Below are 24,700 nucleotides of genomic sequence, written 5' to 3' on the forward strand. Positions count from 1 at the left end.
CTTCGACTCAGCCCTGGGCCAGGCGCCGAGTGGCAAAACTGGCGGCCAGCACCAGCAGGATCAGCGCGCCGGTGGCGACTTGCTGCCAATAGAAATTCCAGCCGATCAGCAGCAGGCCATTGGCGATCACGTTGATAAACAGCACCCCCAGCAAAGTCCCGGGCACATTGGCGCGCCCAGTACGGCTCAGGGTGGTGCCCATGAACACCGCGCCGATGGCGTTGATCAGGTAGGCATTGCCGGACATCGGCACATAGGCATTGACCGTGGAGCTGAGCAGCACCCCGGCCACTGCACAGGCCAAGGCGCTGCCGAGGAACACCCGCCAGGCAATCCCGCGCACTGACAACCCGGAGTAACGGGCCAACTGTGGCTGGGTGCCGAGGGCGAGGATTTCCCGGCCCAGGCGCCCGCGCGCGAGGATCAGGCCGTACACCAGCGCCACCAGCAGCACCAGCCACAAAGGCAGCGGCACCCCGAGCAGGGTCTGGCTGCCCAGGCCCGGCAACACGCCCTGCTGGATGTAGATCGGTTGGCCGCCGTCGGACAGCAGTTGCTGCACGCTGGTGCCGATAAACAGCGTGCCCAGGGTGGCCAGGAATGGGGTAATGCGCAGCCCGGCAATCAGCACGCCGTTGAACAGCCCCGCTGCCGCCCCGGCCAGCAAGGCGCCGGCAATCGCCAGGGGCACGCCGTAGCCGCCATTGAGCAGGACCACAAAGGCCAGGCTGGCAAAGTCCACCGAGGTGCCCACCGACAGGTCGATGCCGCCCGCCGCCACCGCCCAGGTCATGGCCACGGCGATGATCGCCAGCAGCACGAAATTGTTCAGCACCAGGCTCGACAGGTTGCCGAGGGTGAGAAACCCCGGCGCCGTGAGGGCGAAGAACACCAGGATCAGGCCGATCAGCAACGGCAGGATGCCGCGTAGCAGGCGCAGACCCAGGGCATTGCCCGAAGTCACGACGATTGACGTGCTCATACGGCGCCCTCCTGTTTGCCCAGGGCGCTGGACAGCGCCACCACCAGCAAGATCAACACACCTTGCACGCCATTGACCCAGAAGCTGGAGATGTTCAGCAGTTGGAAGCCATTGATCAGAAAGCCCAGCAACAGCGTCGCCAGCAGGGTCCCGGGGATATTCGCCACCAGGCGCCGGGAAAACACCACGCCAAGAAAGGCAATGGCCACCACCGACAGCAGCATGTCCCCGGAGCCGGTGGTGCTGCCGCTGAAGAACGCCGCCGAGCAAAAGGCCGCCAGCGCCGCGCACAGGCCCGCCAGCAGATAGCTGGAAAAGCCGTAGCGCCCCAGGCCCAGGCCCGCTGCACGCGCCGCTTCCGGGTATTCACCCACGGCGTACAGGCGCAGGCCGTAGGGGCTGTGCTGAATCAGCAAGGTCAGCAGCCCGGCCACCGCCAACAGCACCCAGGCCAGAGCCGGCACTTGCAGCCAAACGCCGCTGGCCAGGGTGTCGAGCAGGGACGAATCGGTGGGCAGCACGCTGTTCTGGGTCAGCACCAGTTCCAGCCCGGCGATCAGGTTCATGCTGGCCAGTGTTGCCAACAGCGGCGGCAGGCGCAGCAGCACCACGCTGATGCCGTTCAGCGCGCCCACGGTCAGACCGCAGAGCAAGGTCAGGCCGACCGCAGGCACTGGGCCGAATTCAGCGTTGTTGAGGCTGCTGTAGACCGCCGCGCACAAGCCCAGGTTGGCCGCCAGGGACAGGTCGAGGCCACCGGACAGCACGTTGGAGCCACCGCCAATCACCACGCAGGTCAGGCCGAAGGCCAGGATGCCGAGGATGGCCGACTGGGCAAAGACGTTGGCGATGTTGCCGTAGCTGAGGAAGTTCGGCGCACTCAGGGAAAAGCCCACGAGAATCGCCAGGAACGCCAGCAGCGAACCTCGGCGCACCAGCAGTAGGCCAAGGCGCCGGGACAGGTCGGCGCGGGGTGGAAACAGGGTTTCAGATAAGGGCATGTTCAGGCTTCCGAAGCACGGGCACAGGGCTGGGGAGGGTTTCGCTGGCGCCGGTGGCACAGGCCAGCAAGCGGTCGCTGTCGACCTGGCGGGCATCGAACTCGCCGGCGATGGCGCCACGGTGCATGACCAGGATGCGGTCGGTGATGCCGATCAGCTCGGGCAGGTCCGAGGACAGCACCAGCACCGCCGCGCCCTCCTCGGCCAGGCGCCCGATCAGCCGGTAGATTTCCACCTTGGCGCCGATGTCGATGCCGACGCTGGGCTCATCCAGCAGGTACAGGGCCGAGTCCCGGCTGAGCCACTTGCCCAGGGCCACCTTCTGCTGGTTGCCGCCACTGAGGTGCTGCAGGGCCGCGTCAGGGCCCGGAGTCTTGACGGCCAGTTCGTCGATCAGCCGTTGGCTCTCTCGGCGCTCGGCCGGGGCCTTGAGCCAGCCCCAGCGGCTGAAGCGCTCCAGGCTGGCCAGGGTCAGGTTTTCCAGCACCGAAAGCACCGGGGCGATGCCGTGGCTGCGGCGCTCTTCCGGCACCAGGGCAATGCCTTGGCGCACCGCGTCGCGAGGGGACTTGAGGCGGATCAGGCGACCCTGCCAATGCACCTCACCCTGGTCCGGCTGCACCAGGCCGAACAGGCTTTTGAGCAACTCCTTGGCCCCCGAGCCCACCAGCCCGGTGAGGCCGAGGACTTCGCCACGGCGCAGCCTCAGGTCAATGCCCTGGTACGCCGGTGCCGCGCCGGAGCCGGTCAGGCCCAGGCCCTTCAACTCCAGCAGCACCGGCCCCGGCACCCGCTGCCTGCGCGGGTACATCTCGCCCACATCGCGGTTGACCATGAGCCGGGCGATCTGCGCCGTCGAGGTGCTGCGCGGGTCGACCCGGGCCACGTCGCGGCCGTTACGCAGCACCGTGACCTCGTCGCACAAGCTTTCGATTTCCTGCAGGTAGTGGGAGATGTAGAGGATCGACAAACCGTCGTCCCGCAGGCGCCGGATGATCGCCAGCAACTGGTCCACCTCACGCTTGACCAGTGACACGCTGGGTTCGTCGAACACCAGAATCTTCGGCTTGGCCAGCAAGGCCCGGGTGATCTGTAAAATCTGCCGCTGGGCACTGTCCAGCTCGCTGACCAGGGCGCCGGCGGGGAACGTCAGGTTGAAATACTCCTGCAGCAAGCGCGCCGCCTCACGGTCCTGGGCGCGGCGGTCGAGCCAGGGACCACGGCGCAGTTCGCGGCCGAAAAACAGCGCTTCGCCCACGGTGAAACTGGCGGGCAGCAGCCGTTCCTGATGGATGAACTGCAAGCCCAGGCCTTCCAGCTGGCCAGGCTTGAGGGCGGCAAAATCCTGGCCGTCGATGCTCAGGCTGCCGCTGTCGGCCCGATGGATCCCGGCCAGGACCTTGATCAGGGTCGACTTGCCGGCGCCGTTCTCCCCCACCAGCCCGTGGATCGAGCCTCGCGCCAGGCGCAGGTTGACCCCGGCCAGGGCTTGGGTGGCGCCGAAGCGTTTATGGATGTCGCGCATTTCCAGGGCCGCGGGCGGCGCCTGGGCGGCGGTGTGAATCGGGTCCATGGCTATGTCCTTGTTGGCAATCCAATCACCTTGCCTCAGCACGCTTCGTGCCGGGACGCACCGCCCGCGCAGCCAGGCGCCACGCGGCGCATCGGTCGAGGGCTGGGCGGGCGACGGCTGTCAGCGGGCAGGCAAAGTGTTGGGGCACTGTTGACTGGGCAACAGCCGGCAGGCTCAGAGCATGCGCAGGTCCAGGGGGTATTCGAGGATCACCCGCAGCTCATCGACATTCGACTCGTAGTTGCCGAAGTCGCCGCCGACCCGGTGGGTGGCCTGTAACACATTGACCTTGAAGTCCTTGGCCGGCCCGCTCTGCACCACGTAGGTGGCCCACAGGTTGCGCTCCCAGTGCTTGCCGTCGCTGACGCTGTTGAAGTAGCTGTAGCCGCCCTGGGCCTTGGTGCCATCGATGTTGTCGCCGCGCAGGTAGCGCCCAGTGATGCTCAAGCCGGGGATGCCGAGGCCGGCGAAGTTGTAGGTGTAGCTGGCCTGCCACGAACGTTCGTTGGGGTTGTTGAAGTCCGACCACTGGGAGGCGTTGTCCAGCTCCAGGTCGTAGGTGTTCCACACGTAGTCGAAGGGTGAGTCGCCGCGCACCTGTTCATAGGCCACCAGGAAACGGTGGAAGCCCACGTCCAGGCCCAGGTGAGTGCTCCAGGCATCGTTGTCGATGGCCCCCAGCAAGGCGCTGCCGCTGTCCCGGGTGCGGTAGTAGTTCAGGCCGGTGTCCCAGGCCAGGGTGTCGCTGAGTTTCTGGCGGAAGTCGACCCGGGCGAAGGACTGGTCCCAGACGTTGTCCAGGCGGCTGGTGTGCAACTTGAAGCTCCAGTTGTCGTTCAAGCGGTAGTCGGCGCCCAGGTACTGCACGTCGTCCGCCCCCTTCAGGCGCCCACCGTACACGGTGCCCAGGTCGCCGCTGTGGTTGACCCCGGTGCGGTCGCTGGAGGCCGTGAGTTTGCCGCCTTCGACCTTGAGGCCGTCGATCGAGGTGTTGTCAAACATCAGCCCGCGCAGGGTCTGCGGCAGCAGACGGATATCACTGGCGTGCACCACCGGGCTGGTGGGCGAGACGTCGCCGTACTTGACCACGGTGTCGAAGGCCCGCAGCTTGACCGCGCCGCCGGCCTTGCCCCACTGGTCCTTGGGCTCGCCATTGTTGTCGCCTTCACGGGGGATCAGCCCCGGGCCACCGACACCGTTACCCACCACGCCATCGCCGCCGTCGAGCTTGATCCCGACCTGGCCATAGGCGTCGACCCCGAAGCCCACCGTGCCCTGGGTAAAGCCGGACTCGAAGCGCCCGATGATGGCGTGGGCCCACTCCGCACGACGACTCTGGCGCTCGCCGGTATGAGGATTGGTGGCACTGCTTCCGTTGCGGAAGTCCTGGCTGAAGTAGAAATCCCGGTTGAGGATGTTCAAATGACTGTCTTCGATAAAACCCTGTTCATCGGCAGCCCAGACAGAAACCGGGCTGGCCGCGACCAATACAGACAAGGCAGCAACTTTACGCATGGCAGACTCTTTAGTTATAGAAAGTAGGGAGTGGTTGTGTGTGCAACCTGCTCTATCCGAAATTCATGCCATGTCTTTAAATCTATATTTTTCAGATAGTTATGAAACTAATTACTCTTTATAAAAGCCGCGATAACACAACAAACTGTCAGCGCAGTGTTGTCCGGCAAACACTCGAAAGTTGGCACTCAAGTTCCAGTCAACGATTTTTTTGCAAAAAAAAGGAACACCGAAGTGTTCCGTTAGTTAGCCAGTTCTTTTGGAGTTAACCCTCAAGACCGTGGCGTGATGCGATGGCCGTTCAGGCATCGGCCTGTGGCTTGAGCGCTTGATAAAACCCGCGTTTATTGGTCGCCACGCAGTTGCTGGACCTCGGGCAGATTGGCCGCCGTGGTCAGCAAGGTCGGCACTTGGGTTTCCTTCGGCAGGTCATGCTGCCCGGCCAGGTAGCGGGCCACGTTCTGCACCGCGGTCTTGCCGATCAGCGCCGGTTGCTGGGCCACCACCGCGCCGATGGGCGAGTTGTCGTGCTTGAGCAACTCCAGGACTTCCGGGGTGCCGTCCACGCCGTAGGTCTTGATTTCGGTACGGCCGGCGTCCACCAGGGCCTTGCTGGCGCCCAGTTGGGGAATGTCCCAGGCCGACCAGATCGCTGCGACGCTGCCCTTGGGGTACTTGTTGAGCAGGGCCGACACCTGGGAATAGGCGTCCTGCACGGTGTTGGGGATCACGTCCCGCAGCTCGGGCTCGATGATCTGCAACTGCGGGTGATCCTTGAGGGCCAGCTTCAACTGGTCATAACGGATGGCGCACACCGGCACCCCGTAAAAACCGTTGAACACCAGGATCTGCCCCTTGCCGCCACTGTCCTTGATCAACTGATCGGCCAGGGCCTTGCCGGTGGCGACGTTGTCGGACGTGGTGTTGTTAATGCTGTATTGGGACGGTGCGTCGATGGTGAACAAGGGAATCCCGGCCTTGTTGATGCGCTTGAGCCAGGGGTCGATCACGCTGAGGGTGCCCAGGGTCTGGATCACCGCGTCGGGTTTCTGGGTGACCACGGTCTGCAACTGGGTCACCAGGTTTTTGTCATTGCGCCCCGCGTCCAGGGTAATGGGCGTGCCACCGAGGCGCTTGACCTCATCGACCTGGGCCTGGAACGCCTTGATATCGAAGTAGTGACTGGTACCGGTCATGCTGATGGCAATGCGTTTGCCGGCCAGGGACGGCACGTCGGCGTCATCGGCCTGGGCCGTCACCCCAAAGGTGGCGGCCAGGATGGCCAACGCCAGGGCCTGCCAGCCTTTGCGGGGGAAGAGACGACGGGGAGCGCGGTGATTGAGGTTCGGCGATAGAGCGACTGCGGGCATTGGGCCTACTCCGTGAGGCTGATTCAAAGGTGCTGCATCGGTCATTGCACAGGCCAGGCCAACCCCGCTCGAACCCCGTTTTACTGGGGCTGCACCGCGCGGCGCCGGCGTAAACGCTGTATCCCCCACGGCAATCTGTTCCGCCACTGTTGCCGGAGCAACACCACCACCGGGATGCAACAAAACCCGTAGGAGCCCGGCTTGCCGGCGATGGCGGTAACAAGGGTGCAAGCGTCATGGGCGGCATTCCCACGCGGAGCATGGGAACGATCACGTCGGCGCCCCGCTTCTGTGGGAGCCGGCTTGCCGACGATGGCGGTTTCGAGGCGGGTGGATTGCCTGGGGTTATTGCGCCAGGGCCTGGGCGAACGAAGGGTCGATGATCGGGGCGGTGGCCAGGGGTGCGGGCAAGGCTTTGACCTTGAACAGGAAATCCGCCGTGCTCTGCAGGTCGCTGGCGGCTTGTTGGTCCACCGGGCCGATGCTCAGGTGGGCCTGGCGCAACCAATGGCGCGAGACATTCTGATCAAGGTTGGCTTTTTTCGCCCACAGGTCAGCGTATTCATCGGTGTGGTTGTCGACCCAGGCCCGGGCCTTTTTCAGGCGCTGCAGAAAGTCGGCGATGGCTTCGTGCTTACTCTCAATGGCCGGGGTCGAGGCGGCAATGGCGCTCAGCCCGGGCATCAGGTCCTTGGCGGTGAAGATCGGCCGCGCTCCGGAAAACACGATCTGCTGGGAGATGTAGGGTTCCCAGACCGGAAACGCGTCGATGCTGCCTTGAGGCAAGGCAGCGGCCGCATCGATCGGCATCAGCTTGACGAACTCGACGTAGTCCTCCGGCAAGCCGGCTTTCTCCAGAGCACGCAAGGTCAGTTGCTGGCTCCAGGCACCCGGCCAGTAGGCGACTTTCTTGCCCTTGAGGTCGGCGATGGTTTTCACCGTGGAGTCCTTGGGCACCAGCAAGGCGATGGTGTCGGGGTTTTGCCGCGAGACGCCGATCAGCTTGACCGGCGCCTGTTTGGCCGCCAGGAACAGGAAGCCCGAATCACCGAGGAAGCCAACGTCCAGGGCACCGGTATTCAGGGCTTCGGCCAGGGGCGCAGCGGCCTGGAAGTGTTTCCATTCGACGCGATAAGGCGCGCCCTCCAGCACCCCGGAGGCCTCCACCGAGGCGCGGATGTTGTAGTAGTTCTGGTCGCCGATATTCAGCACCACCGGGGCTGCGGCCTGCGCCAGAGGCGCCGCAAGCAAGGCACTGGCAAGCAACCCGCGCAGGTATCGAGAGAGGTTCATGGGGTGATTCCTTGAAAGGGAGGGACGATTTGCATAGACCATAACGCTCTTAGAATCAGATTCTGAAATACGTTTTATGCATAAGCACATAGCCGGTTTTATCGGGGTTCAGTGGGCGCTCAGTTGGGTGGCGATGAGGGTCAAGGCGGAGATGTTGATGGAGCAACAGTGGGCCAACAGACTGTTTGGCGAGCAACAGTTGCCTGGGTTTGGGAGGCTTGCGCGGGGCCCGTGGGCGGCGCTTTGGGGTAAATGGCACAGAGCCTGCAATATTCCTTTTAAGCAGGATTAACTCCTTCTATCCGACTTTTCGGAAATAAGAATATCGCCCTATCGTTGCCTTGCCTGGAGCCGTTCCATGAAAACCACGTTTCGCTTTTCCCTCGCCAGCGCCAAGTACCTGATCAGCGCCTGTGCCCTGGCCCTCAGCCTGCAACCCCTGGCACAGGCGGCGGAAACCGCGCCGGCCGAGGTGCACCTGGACTACGCCTACTATTCGCCGGTCAGCCTGGTGCTCAAGCATTTCGGCTACCTGGAAAAGGCCCTGCCCCAGACCAAGGTCAGTTGGGTACTGAGCCAGGGCAGTAACCGCTCCCTGGAGTACCTCAACAGCGGCGGTGTGGATTTCGCCTCCTCGGCCAGCCTGGCGGCGGTGTTGAGCCGGGCCAATGGCAGCCCGATCAAGTCGGTGTACGTCTACAGCCGCGCCGAATGGACCGCCCTGGTGGTGCGCAAGGACTCGCCGTACCAGAGCATCGCCGACCTCAAGGGCAAGAAGATCGCCGCCACCAAAGGCACCGATCCTTACCTGTTTACCTTGCGCAGCCTGCAACAAGCCGGCCTGAGCAAGGACGACGTGGAGCTGGTGCACCTGCAGCACCCGGATGGCCGCACCGCCCTGGAGAAAGGCGACGTCGACGCCTGGGCCGGCCTCGACCCGCACATGGCCGCCAGCCAGGTACAGGCCGGTTCGCGCCTGCTCTACCGCAACAGCCACTTCAATAGCTACGGCGTGGTCAGCGTCACCGAAAAATACGCCAAGGAGCACCCACAGACCATCCAGACCGTGATCGGCGCTTATGAACAAGCCCGGGAATGGGCGCTGAAAAACCCGGCCGAGCTGGCGCAACTGCTGGCCAGTGAATCCGGCCTGCCCCTGGACGTGGCCAAGCTGCAACTGTCGCGCACTGACCTTAATAGTCCGCAATTGAGCGCCCAGGATGTGATTGCCTCCAAGGCCGCCGCGCCGATCCTGGTCTCTGAAGAGCTGGTACGCCGTGGGGTGAATGTCGATCAGGTGATCGACCAGTTGCTCGACACCGGCGCCAAGGACAGCGTCGCCCGCCAATAACCCTCGCCGTCTGCAGCCGCCGAATCCGCGCCCGTCGCGGATTCGCCGTGGTCGCCACCACCCGCCGTCATCGGAGAACCCCATGACCAGCAAAAGCAACGACCCGCCCACACGCCTGGCCCTGCCCGCAACCCGCGCCCTGCCCTCGTCCCTGAGCCCGGCCTGGCGCCTGCGCCTAAAGGGCCTGGCCCTGCCCGTGCTGATTATCCTGGTGCTGGAAATCATCGTGCGCATCGGCTGGCTGCCCGCTTACCAGATGCCCGCCCCCAGCGAGATTGCCGTCACCCTCGGCGACCTGGCCCAGGCGCCTTGTGGAAACACATCAGCGCCAGCCTGTTGCGGGTGCTGCTGGGCTTTGCCATCGGTGCCAGCCTGGCCCTGGTGTTCGCCGCCTGGGTCGGCCTGAGCCGGGAAGCCGAAGCCTGGCTGGAGCCGACCTTCGCCGGCCTGCGCTCGATCCCGAGCCTGGCCTGGGTCCCGCTGTTGCTGCTGTGGCTGGGGATCGACGAAACCTCGAAGATCGTGCTGATTGCCATCGGCGCGTTTTTCCCGGTGTACCTCAATGGCGTGGCGGCGATCCGCAACATCGACCGCAAGCTGGTGGAGGTCGGGCAAATGTACGGCTTCAGTCGCCTGCGGCTGGTGCGCCGGATTCTCCTGCCGGCGGCCCTGCCCGGCCTGTTCACTGGCTTGCGCGCCGGCATGAGCCTGGCCTGGATGTTCCTGGTGGCGGCGGAACTGATTGCCGCCACCAAGGGCCTTGGCTACCTGCTCAGCGACGGTCGCGAGACGTCGCGCCCAGACATCGTGCTGGCCGCGATCATCGTCCTGGCGCTGCTGGGCAAACTCAGCGACGGCCTGCTCGCTGGCCTGGAGAAACGCTGCCTGGCCTGGCGCGACACCTTCAACGGCCACAACGCCAAGGAATGAGCCATGAGTGAACACCTGCTGGACATCCGGGTCGAGCGCAAGACCTTCGCCACGACCACGGTGCTGAACAACATCCACCTGCAACTGCGCCCCCGGGAGTCCGTGAGCCTGCTGGGCCCCAGCGGTTGCGGCAAAAGCACCCTGCTGCGCATCGTCGCCGGCCTGGAGCAAGACTTTCAGGGCCAACTGCAGAGCCACGCCACGCAAGTGGCCTTCGTGTTCCAGGAGCCTCGGCTGATGCCCTGGCTGACGGTGGAACAGAACATCGGCTTCAGTGCCGATCGCGATTACGACCGCGCCTGGGTTGCGCAATTGATTGAAGAAGTCGGCCTCGGCGGTTTTGCCCAGGCCCTGCCCAAGGCGCTCTCGGGGGGCATGGCGCAGCGTGTGGCGATCGCCCGCGGCCTGTATTCACGGCCCCAGGTGTTGCTGCTGGACGAGCCCTTCAGCGCCGTGGATGCCTTTACCCGGATGAAACTCCAGGACCTGCTGCTGCAATTGGCCGACCACCACGCTATCGCCCTGCTGCTGGTGACCCATGACGTCGACGAGGCGCTGTACCTGAGCGACCGGGTGCTGGTGATGGACAATCGTCCCAGCACCATTCGCCGCGACCTGGCGGTGGACCTGGCTCACCCCCGGGATCGGCGCGACCCGTTGCTGGCCAATCTCAAGGCCCTGGCGCTGACCGAATTGCACCGCGCCCAAGTGATTTGAGGCGCGGCCGCACTAAGACCCAAAAGGAATTAATAAATAAATAATCAGTATTTATCGTTATAAAAATATCCACGTACTCTCAGTTCATCCCGTCCATTGGTCACCACAGTGAAGTGCCTTATGAAATCGACTGACAAGGTTATCGACCTCGCCCAATTCCGCAAACGCAAGCAGGCGCAGCAACAGGCACGGGCCATGTGGGAAATGTATGCACGCAACGCCGGTTTCCAGGTCATGCAGTGGGTCCAGGCCAGCCGCACCATCGAGACCCGTCTCGGGTGAACGCCCAAGATCCGTCGCGCTTTCTGGCCAGCGTCGACGAACCCGCCCTGGAGTTGAAGGCCTTGGAAGCCCAGGAAGAAGACCCGATCAGCGCCCGGGTTGCGCAGAACCTGCAGCGCCTACGGGGCAAGCGCCAGTTGTCCCTGGACGCCCTGGCCCGCCAGTCCGGGGTCAGCCGAGCGATGCTGGCGCAGATCGAATCCGGCCGCAGCGTGCCGTCGATCAAAGTGCTGTGCAAGATTGCCAAGGCCCTCAAGGTGTCCGTGGCAGCCTTTCTTGAACAGCGTTCGTTCGATGGTGTGGCCCTGCTCTCGGCGAGCCAGAGCAAGCGTCTGGTGAGTGCCAACGGCGCCTTTGTCAGCCGCGCCCTGTTCCCGTTCGATACCGCACGGCAATCGGAATTCTACGAATTGCGCCTCAGCCCCCTGGGCGAGGAGTTCTCCGAAGGCCACGGCCCCGGGGTCCAGGAGAACCTGGTGGTGTCCCAGGGGGTGCTGGAGATCAGCGTCAACGACGAACGCTACCTGCTGTCCACCGGCGACTCGATCCTGTTCTACGCCGACCAGCCCCATCGCTACCGCAACCCGGCCGACAGCGAAGCCGTGGCCTACCTGGTGGTGACCCACCCGGAACGCCTGGACTGAGCCCGCCGCCGTAAATCACAGACACGAAAAAGCCCGGCGGGATAACCCCAGCCGGGCTTTGTGCTTTCAGCCGCTGCGATGTATCAGCAGGTGCAGCACATCATCGGCATGCCGTTGCAGCTCATCATCATCGGCATGCTGCAGTCGTTCATCATTTTCATCATCAGGGTGCAGCAGTTCTTCATCATGTCCATGTTCATGCCGGCCATCGGCATGATTTTGCACATCATGCCGTCGGCCATCATGGTGCATTCCATCACGCACTTCATCGACGGCATGGGCATGCCCATCATCGGCATTGGCATCATCATGTTCATCATCGGCATGCTCATGGCCGACTGGGACATGCACATCATGCTCATGTTGCCGCAGTGCATCATCATCGGCATGCCGCAGTTCATCATCTGCATCATTTCAGCGCTGTTCTTGAACATCGCCATGTCCATGCCAGCGGCCGGCATCATCTTGCACTGCATGCCGTCGTCCATCATTTCGCAGGTCATGGTCGCCATCATCATCGGCATGCCCATCATCGGCATCATCGGCATGGTGTTGTTCATCGGCATTGGCATTTGCATGGCGTTCATCATGGTGTGGCTCCCTGAAGCTTGGATAGTCGGATCAAGCGAATGGAGCCGATTCTAGGGACTGGCCCGAGAGCAGCAAGATGGCGGTCCAGCAACGTCGATGGATGTTGCGGCGGGGGTAATCGGTGTAGCGGTGGCGAGAATATCCGCTATAACGCGCAATTCTCCTTCATGACGGATAAAGCGGTGTTTGTGACCGATATTCCGGCGCTATGGATATGCCTTTGCACGCTATGCACATAACCCAAAGAAATAATCGATCTAACCCGGTCGAAGTTTTTCCTCGACCTCGCCGGGCAGCGCTACGAAAAGACCAGAAACGCCTCTAGGCCGACCCTTTCAGCGGCGATGAGCCAGGGAACGCACCAGGCGGTCTCCCAGGCTTTGCACGCCCTGGACCAGCAACACCAGGACCACCACCGTGGCCACCATCACTTCATTGTTGAAGCGCTGATAGCCGTAGCGGATCGCCAGGTCGCCGAGGCCGCCGCCACCGATAACCCCGGCCATGGAGGAAAAGCCGATCAGCATCACCAGGGTCAGGGTCAACCCCGCCAACAGCGCCGGCAAGGCTTCGGGCAGCAGTACCTTGAGGATCACGTGGCGAATGTCGCCGCCCATGGCGAGGATTGCTTCGATGCGGCCCTTGTCCACTTCGTCCAGGGCGTTTTCGACGATCCGGGCAAAAAACGGAAAGGCCCCGATGGTGATCGGCACCACCGCCGCCGTGCTGCCCAGGGTGGTGCCCACCACCAGCCGAGTCAGGGGAATCAGGGCAATCAACAGCACCACAAAAGGCAGGGAACGGCCCAGGTTGACCAGGCTGCCGAGGCTCGCGTTGAGCCGGGGCAGCGGGTACAGGCCGCCACGCCGGCTGATAAACAGCAACACCCCCAGGGGCAGGCCGATCAGCAAGGTGAAGAGCCCGGCCAGCAACACCATGTACAGGGTTTCGCCGGTGGCATTGAGTAGCAGTTGGAGAATTTCATTCCAGTCGATGGTGCGATTCATAGACGCTCCGCGCGCACGCCGCGCTGCTTGAGAAAGGCCACCACCTGGGCCAGCTTGCGCCCGTCACCCGGCTCGCGCAGGGCCACGCGCAGACGCCCGACCTGGCGCCCGCCGATGACTTCGACGCCGCTGCCGAGCAAGTCCAGCTCCAGGCCCTGGCTGGCCAGCTCCTGGAACACCGGTGCCGCCCGTTGCTGGTCGAAAAAGGTCAGCTCCGCCACCGCCTGCTCGCCCCCCAGGGGCCGGGTGTAGCCCGGCAACAAGGAACGACCGAGGCTGGAGTCGGGGTCGGCCAGCAGTTCGCCGATGGGCCCGGCCTCGAGCAAACGGCCATTTGCCAGGGCGGCCACGTGGTCACAGATCGACTTGACCACGTCCAGTTCGTGGGTGATCAGCACGATGGTCAGGCCGAGCTGGCGGTTGATGTCCCGCAGCAGTTGAAGAATCGATGCCGTGGTTTCCGGGTCCAGGGCGCTGGTGGCCTCGTCCGACAATAAATAGGCCGGGCGCGCCGCCAGGGCCCGGGCAATGCCGACCCGTTGCTTCTGGCCCCCGGACAGCTGGGAAGGAAAGGCCTCGGCCTTGTCGGCCAGGCCCACCAGGTCCAGCAATTCCAGAACCCGCGCCCGCCGCTGGGGCTTGCCGAGGCCGGCGATTTCCAGGGGCACGGCGATGTTGTCGAACACGTTGCGCGAGTGCAGCAGGTTGAAGCCCTGGAAAATCATGCCGATGCGCTGGCGCTGCAAGCGCAGGGCCGAGTCGGACAGGGCCGTGAGGTCCTGCCCATCGAGCAGGATGCGCCCGCTGTCGGGGCGCTCGAGCAGGTTGAGGCAACGCAGCAAGGTCGACTTGCCGGCGCCGCTGCGCCCGAGAATGCCGTACACGGCGCCGTCGGGGATGCTCAGGGACACCTGGTCCAGGGCAGCGGGCTGCCCCGGGCCATAGCGTTTGCTCAACTGCTCGATCTGGATCATGGCTGGCTGCTCACCACCGGGATCACCGAACCTGAGTAGTGCTCGGTGATGAACTGGGCGACCTGGGGCGAATTGAGGTCCTTGGCCAACTGTTTGATGCGCGGATCGTCCTGCAACTTGGGCGTGGTCACCAGGATATTGGCGTACGGGTTGTTCTTCGCCTTCTCCAGGCCCAGGGCGTCCTTGGCCGGCACCAGCCCGGCTTCCAGGGCGTAATTGCCGTTGATCACCGCCAGGTCCACGTCATCCAGGGCCCGGGGAATCTGCGGCGACTCGATTTCGAGGATCTTCAGTTGCTTGGGGTTCTCGGCAATGTCCTTGGGGGTGGCCTGGTCGGTCGAAGGGTCGTTGAAACCGGCCTTGAGCTTGATCAGGCCATTGTCCTGCAGCAGGTACAGGGCGCGGCTGAGGTTGGTGACGTTGTTGGGCACCGCCACCGTGCCTTTTTGCGGCACCTGGTCGAAGCTTTTATGGCGATGGGAATAAATGCCCAGGGGCTCGATGTGCACGGTCGCCGCGACGGCCAGTTTCTGACCCAGAGCCTGCTCCTGGGACTTGAGGTACGGCAGGTGCTGGAAGTAGTTGGCGTCCACGTCGCCATGGACCAACAGCTCGTTGGAGTTCACGCCGTTGGGAATCTCGATGACCTTGAGGTTGAGCTGCGGGTCGAGCTTCTGCACGTAAGCCAGGATCTGCGCGTGGGGCACCGGGTCGGCGGCCACACGCAGCGGTTCACTGGCGCTGGCGGCAAACGAAGTCAACAGCCCGGCCACCACCGCCAGGGTCAATGCGGTTTTTTTCAGCATGGGAATAGTCCTTGATCAAATGAGGGGTCAGGCGGTCTGGGCGTTGGGCACCAGGGCATCGGCATAAAAACGTTGGGCCACATCGGGGTGGGAACGCAGGCGGCCTTTGAGGTAGTTCCAGCCCACGTCGCGAAACAACGGGTTGTCAGGGTCGCTGGCCGGGCCCCGGGCTTCGCGCAGCAAGGCGGTGGGCAGCGGGTACAGCGGCACCACGGCATCCAGTTGGGCGCCCAGGAAAAACGCAATCGACAAACGCTCCTGGCCCAGGGCCGGCGACAGCACCCGGTGCACCGTGGCCCGCAGGTAGCCGTTGGTGGCCAGTTCCAGCAGTTCGCCGATGTTCACCACCAGGGCGTTGTCCCGGGGCAGCGCGTCGATCCAGCGGCCCTCCTCGATCTCGACCTGCAGCCCGGCCTGCCGGTCTTGCAGCAGGAAACTCAGGAACCCGGAATCCTTGTGGGCGCCGACGCCCTGGTGACTGGCGTCGTCGGCCTGCCCCGGGTAGCGCATCAGCTTGATGTGTTCGTTGGGACGCTCGCCGTACAGCGGGTCGAAAGCGTCGGCGGGCAGTGCCAGGGCCTCGGCGAACGCCCGCAGCAGGCGCAGCGACATGGCGGTCATTGCCTGTTGCCAGGCCAGTAGCAGCGGCTTGAGTTGAGGCAGCGCCTCGGGCCATTGATTGGGGCCCTGCAAGCGAGCCCAATGGGGGCTTTCAGGGGTCAGTTCGAGGGCCGGGCGTTCGGCGCCAAGGTCGAACTGTTCACGTAAATCCGGGCGACCGCGGGTGATTTCCGAGGCAGGGCGGTTGTAGCCGCGAAAGTGCGCCGAGTTGACCATGGCCACGGCGTTTTTCTCGCTGTCCGGCAGGGCGAAGAATTGCCGGGCCTGGTCCTGCACCTGGCTCAGCAGGCCCGCGTCGATACCGTGGCCGGTGAGGTAAAAGAAGCCGACATCCCGCGCCGCATGGCGCAGCTCGTCGAGGAACGCCTGGCGCTGCGTCGCCGTGCCATCGAGCAAGGCGAGGTCCAGTACAGGCAAGGCGGTGATGTCCAGTGACTGCGGCATGTTTCACTCCACTGTGAGTTGCAGGCGTCCTTGAGAGCCGCCGCCGTCAGAGTTTGGCGATGGACACTTCGGTGGATTTGACGAAGGCGATGACTTCGCTGCCGATCCTCAGCTCCAGGTCGCGCACCGAGCGGGTGGTGATCACCGAGGTGACGATGCCGGAAGCGGTCTGCACGTCGATTTCGGACACCACTTCGCCCTGGTGGATTTCCTTGATCACGCCTTTGAACTGGTTGCGTACGTTGATGGCTTTGATGGTCATGTCGGGCATTCCTGTGTGGAGTTGAGTACCGGTGGGCTAGAAGCCTCTGGTGCTAAAGGTGCACCCTTGCCGCTCGATTTTAAAGGAATAAATAATTAGTATTTTATTCCATAAAAGAATAACAAGAACCAAGATTTTGCCCGTCGGATCAGCCTCGGCCTGCCCTGCCTGCCGCCGGCCAGGGGGTATTCAAGGTGCTGTCCAAGGCCCTTGACGCCTCGGTCGGGCATCGCTCAGCAACGCTTGACCGGATGCCGGGCCTTTGTTTCCCTGAGGGCCTTGAAGCGCAGATGGGAGAACGGTGATGCGAACGCTGCAATTGGCCGGGGCCCAAGTCCCCGTGCTGGGCCAGGGCACCTGGCGCATGGGCGAGGACCGCCGGCAACGCCCCCGGGAAGTCGCAGCCTTGCGCAACGGCATCGACCTGGGCATGACCTTGATCGACAGCGCCGAAATGTATGGCGAAGGCGGCGCTGAACAGGTGGTGGGCGAAGCCATCGCCGGCCTGCGTGAGCGGGTGTTCCTGGTGAGCAAGGTGTACCCGCACAACGCCAGTCGCGGGGGCATTCCCAAAGCGTGCGAAGGCAGCCTGCGCCGTCTCGGCACCGACTACATCGACCTCTACCTGCTGCACTGGCGCGGGCAGTACCCGCTGGCTGAAACCGTCGAGGCCTTCGAGCGCCTGCGCGAACAAGGCAAGATCGGCCGTTGGGGCGTGTCCAACTTCGACGTCGCCGACCTGGAGGAACTCGACGCCCCCGCCTGCGCGACCAATCAGGTGCTGTACAACCTGGAAGCGCGCGGGATCGAGTTCGACCTGCTGCCCTGGTGCCAGCAACAAGCAATGCCGTTGATGGCCTACTGTCCGATCGGCCAGGGCGGTGCGCTGCTGGCCGAGCCACTGATGCAGCAGATCGCCACGCGCCATGGCGCCACCCCGGCCCAGGTCGCCCTGGCCTGGCTGCTGCGCCAGGACGGTGTGATCGCCATTCCCAAGGCCACCCAACCGGCCCACGTTGCCCTGAATGCCGCAGCCGCCGACCTGCAACTGGCCCCCGAGGATTGCCTGGCCCTGGATCAGGTGTTCAAGGCCCCACAACGCAAGCAACGCCTGGAAATGGTCTAGGCCGCTCAGAACTTGCCGATTGGCCCGCTGGACCGATCACCGATAAAACCGGGCCAAGGCCTTGGGGCGGCGGTGAAACTTCAAAGCGGGTCAGCGAAGATTCGCTGACACCCATTCACAAAAAAGTTCATCAACCCCCTGAGAATACTGAAGTTTTAAGAATTGTCTGATCCCGTGTTGGGCATGCTCGCCAGTAAAGTTGGCGCATGAGATTAAAAAGCTACCTACCTCAGATCAATCCTCTCTTTTCCAGTCCCGAAGCAGCCCGCAGGCTGCTTCGGCTCGTTGCGTTGATTTTTCTGATGGGCATCCTCGGCGCGGTCTACAACTTTCTGCGCTCGACCATCAACACCGACCTGTCCCAGCGCCGTAGCTACATGAGCAGCGCGATTGCCGAAGCCCAGGCTTTTTTCACCAGCCGCGAAGCCCTGTTGGAAAGCCTGAGCCTGTCGGCCGTCCACCAATCCGCCAAGGACAGCAGCACCGGCTACACCGGCTCCAGCGAGGAAATCCACCTGCGACTGGGGGATGCACGCGGCAAGCAATGGGGCCTGTGGCTGACCCAGCGCATGCGCGACTACCTGAAAGACCAACAACTCAACCTGCTCTATGTGCGCCCGGGCGAAACCCCGTCGGTGCAGTACCTGTTCAGTGCCACACCGGGGCCCAAGGCCTTGTCCCCGGTGTTGCTGAACAGCCTGGGCGCCCTGACACCCGGGGCCCCGCCCAGCAGCGATGAACGCTGGCTGATGGATCCGTCTGTGCCCTCCTCCCCGCTGTACATCTTCACCCCCCTCGACGAGCGCTTTCCGGACTCTGGCTGGCTCGGCCTGGAGATGGACAGCCACAACGTCTCCAGCGCCCTGAGCGATCAAAGCGCCGGGGATTTCATGATGTTCAACGCCCAGGGCGCGCTGATTTTCACCAGCACCCCGGGCGACGCCCTGAGCCAGGCGGTGCAACAGATCGAAGGCGGCAGCTTTTTCGGTTTCGTCGGCGACCACGGCTGGCCCGATCACCTGGTGATTCGCAAGCAGCTCGGCACCTCGGACTGGCAACTGGTCTATGCCTTTGACCTGAGCCACCTGCTCCAGGCCCTGTGGCCGAAGTGCCTGGGCGCGCTGCTGTTCAGCCTGCTGAGCATCAGCCTGATCGTGCTGCTGACCCGCCGGGTCGAGCAACGCCTGATTGCCCCCGCCATGCACCGCCTGCAGGCGCTGATCGAAAGCGAAGCCTTCAGCCGTGACGTGATCCAGATCGCCCCGGTGGCCCTGTGTGTGCTGCGTCGCAGCGATGGCCGTGTGGTGCTGGAGAACACTCTTTCGCAACAGTGGCTGGGCAGCGGTGCGGAACGTGACCCGCTCTGCGCCGCCTGGATCGAGCAAGCCTTCGACCCCGGCCGTCCCAACCGTTCGGATTACTTTGAAACCGCCGCCGGGCGCCACCTCTACCTGAGTTCCGCGCCCACCCGCTACAAAGGCGAGGACGTGCTGTTCTGTGCCTTCAGCGACATCAGCACGCGCAAGGAAATCGAGGCGGCCCTGGAAGAGGCCAAGCGCCTGGCCGACACCGCCAACGAAGCCAAGACCCTGTTCCTGGCCACCATGAGCCATGAAATCCGCACGCCGCTGTATGGCGTGCTGGGCACCCTGGAGCTGCTCTCGCGCACCGAACTGGACAATCAGCAGCGGGACTACTTGCGGGCCATCGAGGGTTCGTCGGCGACCTTGCTGCAGTTGATCTGCGACGTGCTGGACGTCTCCAAGATCGAGGCCGGACAACTGGCTCTGGAACTCAGCGAATTCTCATCCCTGGACCTGGTCCACGAGATCATCCAAGGCTACGCCGCGGCGGCCCAGGCCAAGGGCCTGCAGTTCTATGCCTGCATCGAACCACAACTGCCCGAGACCCTGATCGGCGACCTGACACGCATCCGGCAGATCCTCAGCAACCTGTTGAACAACGCGGTGAAGTTCACCGACTCAGGGCGCATTGTCTTGCGGGTTCGGGTCGAGGATCGCGACGGCGAACGCTTGAGCATCCTCTGGCAGGTGTCCGACACCGGTCGCGGCATCAACCAGGATGACCAGGCGCTGATTTTCCAACCCTTCTACCAGACCGAGGGCAATACCAACGTGATCGCCGGCACCGGCCTGGGCCTGCCGATCTGCCAGCGCCTGACCCAATTGATGAATGGCGATATCCGCATGGTCAGCGAGCTCGGCCTGGGCAGCAGTTTCACCCTGACCCTGCCCCTCGAAGCCTCGCCGCCAAAACCCCAGCCCCACGGCCTGGGCCGTTTGCAGCCGGAGATGATCTACGTGGTCTCAGCGGTGCGCGAGCTGGCCGAGTCGGTGGCCGGCTGGCTGCGGCGCTGGGGGGCCCGGGCCCAGCTCAGCCTGCCAAGCCCGGCCGATCGCAGCCAGGGCAACGTGCTGATCGAGCTGCACCCGGGCATGCTGGAGCATCCCTTGCAGCCTGGCTGGAGCGGACCGCGGATCCTCGCCAGCGGCGATGGCCACAACGAACCCCAGGTTCAGGACAACTGCTGGCAGGTCAACACCAATAACCTGCGGGCCATCCACCAGGCCGTCAGCCAGGCCCAGGGTGTGTGGGTGGCCAAGAGCGAGGAACACAGCGACGCTCGCGAGCTGAGGAAACTCAACCTGCATGTGCTGGTAGCCGAAGACAACGTCATCAACCAGCTGATTCTCAAGGACCAATTGGAAGAACTGGGCTGCTCGGTAGAACTGGCGTCCAACGGTGCAGAGGCCTTGTCCATCTGGCAAACCGGCCAGTTCGACGTGATTTTGACCGACGTCAACATGCCCCGGCTCAACGGCTACGAACTGACCGTCGAACTGCGCCGCCAAGGCTGCACGACCCCGATCATCGGCGCCACCGCCAATGCCATGCGCGGAGAGGAAGAGCAGTGCCTGGCCGCCGGAATGGACCACTGCCTGGTCAAACCTTTTGCCTTGCGCGCGCTGTTCAATTACCTGGCGCCCTATGAACGAGCCTCCCATGAAACCCTCTAGCATTTTGATTGTTGAAGACCAGCCATTCCAATTCATGTACCTGCAGCACCTGTTCAATGAACTGGGGAGCTATCAGCTGGAGGTCGCCCACAACGGTGAAGAGGCGCTCAAATGCATCAAGCGGCGGCACTTCGACCTGGTGCTCACCGACCTGCTGATGCCGGGCATGGACGGCGTGCAATTTATTCAGGGCCTGGCCACCCAGCATTCAAAGCCGGCCCTGGCGATCATGAGCGCGTCCTCGCGGCGCATGCTGATGGGCGCCAGCCTGGTGGCGCGCAACCTCGGGGTCACGGTGATCGGGCTGATTTCCAAGCCGGTGAACCTGGCGGCCCTGAGCAACCTGACCGCCCAGTTGAAGCGCCTGGAGCCCGACGACAGCGCGGCGCCGATCCGCCTGGAGATCAGCCGAGAAAAACTGCTCGGGGCTCTGCACAGCCAGCAGCTGCAGGCCTGGTTCCAGCCGAAGAAAGCCTTGGCCAACGGGCGTATCGTCGCCGCCGAAGCGCTGGTGCGCTGGGTCCATCCGCAACACGGCCCGCTGCTGCCACAACACTTTCTGCCGGCGTTGATCGAGCACGGCCTGGAGGAGCAACTGCTGTGGCTGATGCTCGAGCACGCCCTCCAGGCACAGCAAGCCTGGCGCCTGGAGGGCTACGAGGTGCCGGTGTCGATCAATCTGCCCACCCATTTGCTCAGCAGCCACGACCTGGCCGATCGCCTGTACGACTTCGTCATCGAGCGTCGCGGGGTGCCCGGCAAGCTGTGCTTCGAACTGATGGAGTGTTCGATTCCCGATGACATCAGCCACTTCTACGCCGGCGCCTGCCGCCTGCGGATCAAGGGCTTTGGCTTATCCCAGGACGACTTCGGCAAGGGCTACAGCTCCTACCTGAACCTGGTGTCGGCGCCCTTCACCGAACTGAAGATCGACCGCTGCCTGGTCCAGGGCTGCAACCACAACGAAGAACTGGCCCAGGCCTTGACCAGCATCATCACCCTCGGGCGCCAACTGGGCCTGACCGTGGTCGCCGAAGGTGTGGAGACCGCTGAGGAACTGGCCCTGTTGCGCAAGATCGAGTGCACCCAGGTCCAGGGTTTCCTGATTTCCCAAGCGGTCTCGGCACAACAGTTCCAGCAACTGCTGAACCATGACGGGCCCGCCACGCTGTATTAGCCCAACCCCCGATCCCCACCCACTCCCCGCTGCAAACCTCGGCTTCCGTCAGGTTCTGCAGGTCGCGCCCCTTCATGTGTTTTGGAACCCCGTCATGTCAGACAGCAACACCCTCCTGGAGCACCTGACTCGCCGTTCAATGCACCTGAACAGGGGCTTGCTGGCCGTGCTGGGGCTGGCCCTGTCGCTCTTCGCCGTCCTCTACGGGAGCACCCAGCGCCTGCTCGACGAACAAAACAGCCGCGCCCGGCTGCATTTCACCCAACTGATGGAAAACATCCATGAACAGGAGCGTTTCCTCCGGCACGCCGCCGCGCAGCAGGCCGCCCACACCACAGGCGGGAACGACGAGCAGGCTCTTAACCCACAAGGCCCGGCCCCCCGACAAGGGCCGAGCACAGGGCAAGACTCGCCACCGCCCTACGCCAACCCCTTCAGCCTGCACGTCAACCCGCAGCAGCCAACGGCCAGCGAGTCGCCCAAGGTCTTCGCCACCGGCCTGCACTTGTCGAACCTGTACCGGGCCTTCTGGTCGGCTTCCCCGTACCCGGCGCCACGCAGTGTGTTGTTCAACAGCTACGGCCGCTTCGACTTCAGCGTGCCGGTGGCCGGCCCACCACAGGGCCATCCTGGCCCGGCAGGCGAACCCGATCCCGAGGTGCTGGAGCGGCGGCTGCGCCATCGGCTGGTGATGGGCAATGGCGCCGCGGGCAACCCGGTGCACTGGGAAACCTACGCACCAGCGGCAGGCGAACACACCGGGTTCAACGTGCTGGCGTACGTCCAACTGCACCTGAAGGACGAGCACCTGCACACCCTGGGCGACACTCGGCGGATGGTGCTGGCGTCGCTGCTGAACCTGGATCACGCCAATCACATCGAGGGATTGATGGCCCGTTCGGTGTACAACCACTTCACCCTGATCGCCCCCTCCGGCAAGGTCCTGGTGGGCCCTGGCCCGGCCGCCGTGGGCCTGCACGAAGGCCTGAACCTGGGGCTGCACGGCCTGACCTACCAAATCTCCAGCGACACCGCCAACCCTTGGGTCGCGCTGTACAGCCTCAACCACGGCAACGACCTCGGTTATGCACTGTGGGCCTGCGTAGGCCTGGGGGGCTTGGCGTTGATCGCCTTGATCGGCGGTTGGCGGGCCAGCCGCTGGTACCGCAAGCGGATCCTCGTCCCGACGCGCCAGGCCCAGCAATGCATCGCCGACAGTGAGGCCTTCAGCCAGGTGCTGATCGACACCGCGCCCACCGGCCTGTGCGTGGTGCGCCGACGCGACCGCAAGGTGCTGCTGGAAAATCGCCAGGCCCAAGCGTGGCAAAGCACGGCAAAACTGGTGGCGTTGCTCCACCGCGATCCGCAACGGGCCGACGCCGGCGAAACCCAGGTTGAAATCGACGGCCGCCCGCTGCAGGTGGGCTTTGTGACCACTCGCTACCAGGGCCAGGAGGTGCTGCTGTGCGCCTTCAACGACATGACTCCGCGCCTCGAAGACGCGGCCCTGCTGGCACAGGCCCAGCGTGCGGCAGGCGCGGCCAGCGAGGCCAAGGCCCTGTTCCTGACCACCATGAGCCATGAAATACGCACCCCGCTGCACAGCGTCCTGGACACCCTGGAGCTGATCGGCCTGACGCCCCTGGACCGTCGCCAGCAGGATTACCTGCACACCATTCAGCGCTCCTCCAGCACCCTGTTCCAGTTGATCAGCGACGTGCTGGATGTAGCGAAGATCGACGCTGGACAGATGGCCCTCGAGCCGGCGCCGTTCTGCCCCCTGGACCTGATCGAAGACTGCCTGCACCGCTACGCCGCCTGCGCCGAGCGCAAAGGCCTGCGGCTGTATGCCTGCCTCGACCCACGCCTGCCCAACCTGTTGCACGGCGACGCCACTCGGCTGCGGCAGATCCTCGATCATCTGCTGAGCAATGCCATCAAGTTCACCGACACCGGGCGGGTGGTGCTCCGGGCCAGGGTGCTGGAACACCAGGACACGCAGGTGCGCCTCGAATGGCAGGTCACCGACACCGGCATCGGTATTGCCGGCAGCGAGCAGCCGAAAGTCTTCGACCCGTTCTACCAGGTACGCGAGCCCAGCCGCGAGGCCGGTGCCGGGCTCGGCCTGGCCATCGGCCGCAGCCTGAGCAAGATGATGGGCGGGACCATAAGCCTGACCAGCGACCCCGGCCTGGGCAGCAGTTTTTCCCTGCGCCTGAGCCTGAGCGCCCTGCCCGGCCTGTTGCCCGACGCCCAGGTGCCGCCTGCCAGCCAGGGGGTGTACGTTCGCGCCCCGGTGCCGGAGCTGATGCAAAGCACTTGCGACTGGCTCAAGCGGCTGGGCGTCACCGCCCACCCGCTCCCGCCCACCTGGGATCCGCCGGCCCAGCGCACGGTGCTGGTGGACTTGCTGCCCGATCCCAACCTGCGCCCCTGGCCGGGCCCCTGCATCCGAGCGCTAAGCCCGGGCCGTGCGCTCAGCGGCCTCGATACGGGCCGGGACGTGGACGCCTACGACATACGCGCCATCGCCCGGGCGGTGTCCCTGGCGCAACGCGGCCAGCCCCTGGACACGCCCCTGCTGGAACACGCCACGTCGACTCCGCTGGCGCCCGTGCCGGAGCCGGAGCCGGAGCCGGAGCCGGAGCCGGAGCCGGAGCAAGACAGCCTGCAGGTCCCGCCGAGGATGCGCGACCTGTTCGTGCGCACCATGCGCGAGGACATGCGCCAAGTCGTCGCCGCCCTCGCCCAAGGCAACAGCCAGGTCGCCGCCGAGTGCTTGCACAGGATCGCCGGAGCCATGGGCGCAGTTCGGGCCACGGACATGGCGAGGATCGGTGCCGAGCTCGAATGTCGGTTACAGGAGACGCCGCTGAGCGCGGCCTTGAGCCTTGAAGTGCAGCAGTTGCTGGGGCGGATCGACGAGCTGATGGTGGCGCTTGAATAATGAAACGCAGGGGTTAATGTACCGACAGTTTGCGTATTTTTTTACCAAT

20 protein-coding genes and 1 pseudogene are annotated in these 24,700 nt (G+C 64.1%); 9 read left to right on the forward strand and 12 right to left on the reverse strand.

Annotation, left to right across the window (positions count from 1 at the left end; genetic code table 11):
- Window positions 1-7 precede the first annotated feature (7 nt).
- The 6 genes from M1B35_RS12080 to M1B35_RS12105 all read right to left on the reverse strand — a co-directional run bounded on the left by M1B35_RS12080 (window position 8) and on the right by M1B35_RS12105 (window position 7,734).
- Window positions 8-982, reverse strand: coding sequence for an ABC transporter permease (locus tag M1B35_RS12080; RefSeq protein ID WP_123332727.1), 975 nt, complete (start codon window positions 980-982; stop codon window positions 8-10).
- Window positions 979-1,983: an ABC transporter permease gene (locus M1B35_RS12085; RefSeq protein WP_268262007.1), complete on the reverse strand. Its 1,005-nt coding sequence runs from the start codon at window positions 1,981-1,983 to the stop codon at window positions 979-981. The genes M1B35_RS12080 and M1B35_RS12085 overlap by 4 nt, the downstream gene beginning before the upstream one ends.
- Window positions 1,970-3,556, reverse strand: a complete 1,587-nt coding sequence (locus M1B35_RS12090) for a sugar ABC transporter ATP-binding protein (protein WP_425273405.1) — start codon at window positions 3,554-3,556, stop codon at window positions 1,970-1,972. The genes M1B35_RS12085 and M1B35_RS12090 overlap by 14 nt, the downstream gene beginning before the upstream one ends.
- A gap of 174 nt (window positions 3,557-3,730) precedes the next feature.
- Window positions 3,731-5,071: an OprD family porin gene (locus M1B35_RS12095; RefSeq protein WP_268262008.1), complete on the reverse strand. Its 1,341-nt coding sequence runs from the start codon at window positions 5,069-5,071 to the stop codon at window positions 3,731-3,733.
- A 344-nt stretch (window positions 5,072-5,415) separates the two neighbouring features.
- A complete protein-coding gene (locus M1B35_RS12100) occupies window positions 5,416-6,441 on the reverse strand; it encodes a sugar ABC transporter substrate-binding protein (protein WP_259740385.1) in 1,026 nt (341 codons plus the stop codon).
- Between the two features lie 345 nt (window positions 6,442-6,786).
- Entirely contained in the window at window positions 6,787-7,734 is a 948-nt protein-coding gene (locus M1B35_RS12105; protein ID WP_268262009.1) for an ABC transporter substrate-binding protein, read from the reverse strand.
- A 358-nt stretch (window positions 7,735-8,092) separates the two neighbouring features.
- On the opposite strand from M1B35_RS12105, the gene M1B35_RS12110 reads away from it, so the two are divergent.
- The 5 genes and pseudogenes from M1B35_RS12110 to M1B35_RS12130 all read left to right on the forward strand — a co-directional run bounded on the left by M1B35_RS12110 (window position 8,093) and on the right by M1B35_RS12130 (window position 11,658).
- Window positions 8,093-9,085, forward strand: coding sequence for an aliphatic sulfonate ABC transporter substrate-binding protein (locus M1B35_RS12110; protein ID WP_123332714.1), 993 nt, complete (start codon window positions 8,093-8,095; stop codon window positions 9,083-9,085).
- Between the two features lie 82 nt (window positions 9,086-9,167).
- A pseudogene (locus M1B35_RS12115) lies at window positions 9,168-10,015 on the forward strand (ABC transporter permease).
- A 3-nt stretch (window positions 10,016-10,018) separates the two neighbouring features.
- The gene (locus M1B35_RS12120) at window positions 10,019-10,732 is read left to right on the forward strand and encodes an ABC transporter ATP-binding protein (protein ID WP_123332710.1); all 714 of its coding nucleotides are present in this window, start codon (window positions 10,019-10,021) and stop codon (window positions 10,730-10,732) included.
- A 120-nt stretch (window positions 10,733-10,852) separates the two neighbouring features.
- Entirely contained in the window at window positions 10,853-11,014 is a 162-nt protein-coding gene (locus tag M1B35_RS12125; protein WP_185039232.1) for a hypothetical protein, read from the forward strand.
- A gap of 53 nt (window positions 11,015-11,067) precedes the next feature.
- Window positions 11,068-11,658 (forward strand): helix-turn-helix domain-containing protein, encoded by a 591-nt coding sequence (locus M1B35_RS12130; RefSeq protein WP_259740418.1) that lies wholly within the window; start codon window positions 11,068-11,070, stop codon window positions 11,656-11,658.
- Window positions 11,659-11,741: 83 nt separating this feature from the next.
- Here M1B35_RS12130 and M1B35_RS12135 read toward each other — a convergent pair whose 3' ends face one another.
- The 6 genes from M1B35_RS12135 to M1B35_RS12160 form a co-directional block, all read right to left on the reverse strand.
- Window positions 11,742-12,248: a hypothetical protein gene (locus M1B35_RS12135; protein ID WP_268262010.1), complete on the reverse strand. Its 507-nt coding sequence runs from the start codon at window positions 12,246-12,248 to the stop codon at window positions 11,742-11,744.
- A gap of 336 nt (window positions 12,249-12,584) precedes the next feature.
- Window positions 12,585-13,256, reverse strand: a complete 672-nt coding sequence (locus M1B35_RS12140; RefSeq protein ID WP_123332706.1) for a methionine ABC transporter permease — start codon at window positions 13,254-13,256, stop codon at window positions 12,585-12,587.
- Window positions 13,253-14,230: a methionine ABC transporter ATP-binding protein gene (locus tag M1B35_RS12145; protein WP_123332703.1), complete on the reverse strand. Its 978-nt coding sequence runs from the start codon at window positions 14,228-14,230 to the stop codon at window positions 13,253-13,255. Before M1B35_RS12145 ends, M1B35_RS12140 begins: the two co-directional genes overlap by 4 nt.
- Entirely contained in the window at window positions 14,227-15,036 is an 810-nt protein-coding gene (locus M1B35_RS12150; protein WP_123332701.1) for a MetQ/NlpA family ABC transporter substrate-binding protein, read from the reverse strand. The genes M1B35_RS12145 and M1B35_RS12150 overlap by 4 nt, the downstream gene beginning before the upstream one ends.
- A gap of 27 nt (window positions 15,037-15,063) precedes the next feature.
- On the reverse strand, window positions 15,064-16,101 hold the full coding sequence (locus tag M1B35_RS12155) for an isopenicillin N synthase family dioxygenase (RefSeq protein WP_123332700.1): 1,038 nt from the start codon (window positions 16,099-16,101) through the stop codon (window positions 15,064-15,066).
- Between the two features lie 46 nt (window positions 16,102-16,147).
- Window positions 16,148-16,363 (reverse strand): TOBE domain-containing protein, encoded by a 216-nt coding sequence (locus M1B35_RS12160; RefSeq protein ID WP_268262011.1) that lies wholly within the window; start codon window positions 16,361-16,363, stop codon window positions 16,148-16,150.
- A 304-nt stretch (window positions 16,364-16,667) separates the two neighbouring features.
- Between M1B35_RS12160 and M1B35_RS12165 the strand changes: the two genes are divergently transcribed.
- The 4 genes from M1B35_RS12165 (at window position 16,668) to M1B35_RS12180 (ending at window position 24,651) form a co-directional block, all read left to right on the forward strand.
- Window positions 16,668-17,489, forward strand: a complete 822-nt coding sequence (locus M1B35_RS12165) for an aldo/keto reductase (protein ID WP_268262012.1) — start codon at window positions 16,668-16,670, stop codon at window positions 17,487-17,489.
- Window positions 17,490-17,695: 206 nt separating this feature from the next.
- A complete protein-coding gene (locus M1B35_RS12170) occupies window positions 17,696-20,527 on the forward strand; it encodes an ATP-binding protein (protein ID WP_268262013.1) in 2,832 nt (943 codons plus the stop codon).
- Window positions 20,514-21,704: a response regulator cyclic di-GMP phosphodiesterase PvrR gene (gene pvrR, locus M1B35_RS12175; RefSeq protein ID WP_123332691.1), complete on the forward strand. Its 1,191-nt coding sequence runs from the start codon at window positions 20,514-20,516 to the stop codon at window positions 21,702-21,704. Before M1B35_RS12170 ends, pvrR begins: the two co-directional genes overlap by 14 nt.
- Window positions 21,705-21,798: 94 nt before the next feature.
- Entirely contained in the window at window positions 21,799-24,651 is a 2,853-nt protein-coding gene (locus M1B35_RS12180; protein ID WP_268262014.1) for a sensor histidine kinase, read from the forward strand.
- Window positions 24,652-24,700: the final 49 nt, after the last annotated feature.

The sequence above is a fragment of the Pseudomonas morbosilactucae genome (genome assembly GCF_023241665.1).
In the GTDB taxonomy this organism is placed as follows: domain Bacteria; phylum Pseudomonadota; class Gammaproteobacteria; order Pseudomonadales; family Pseudomonadaceae; genus Aquipseudomonas; species Aquipseudomonas morbosilactucae.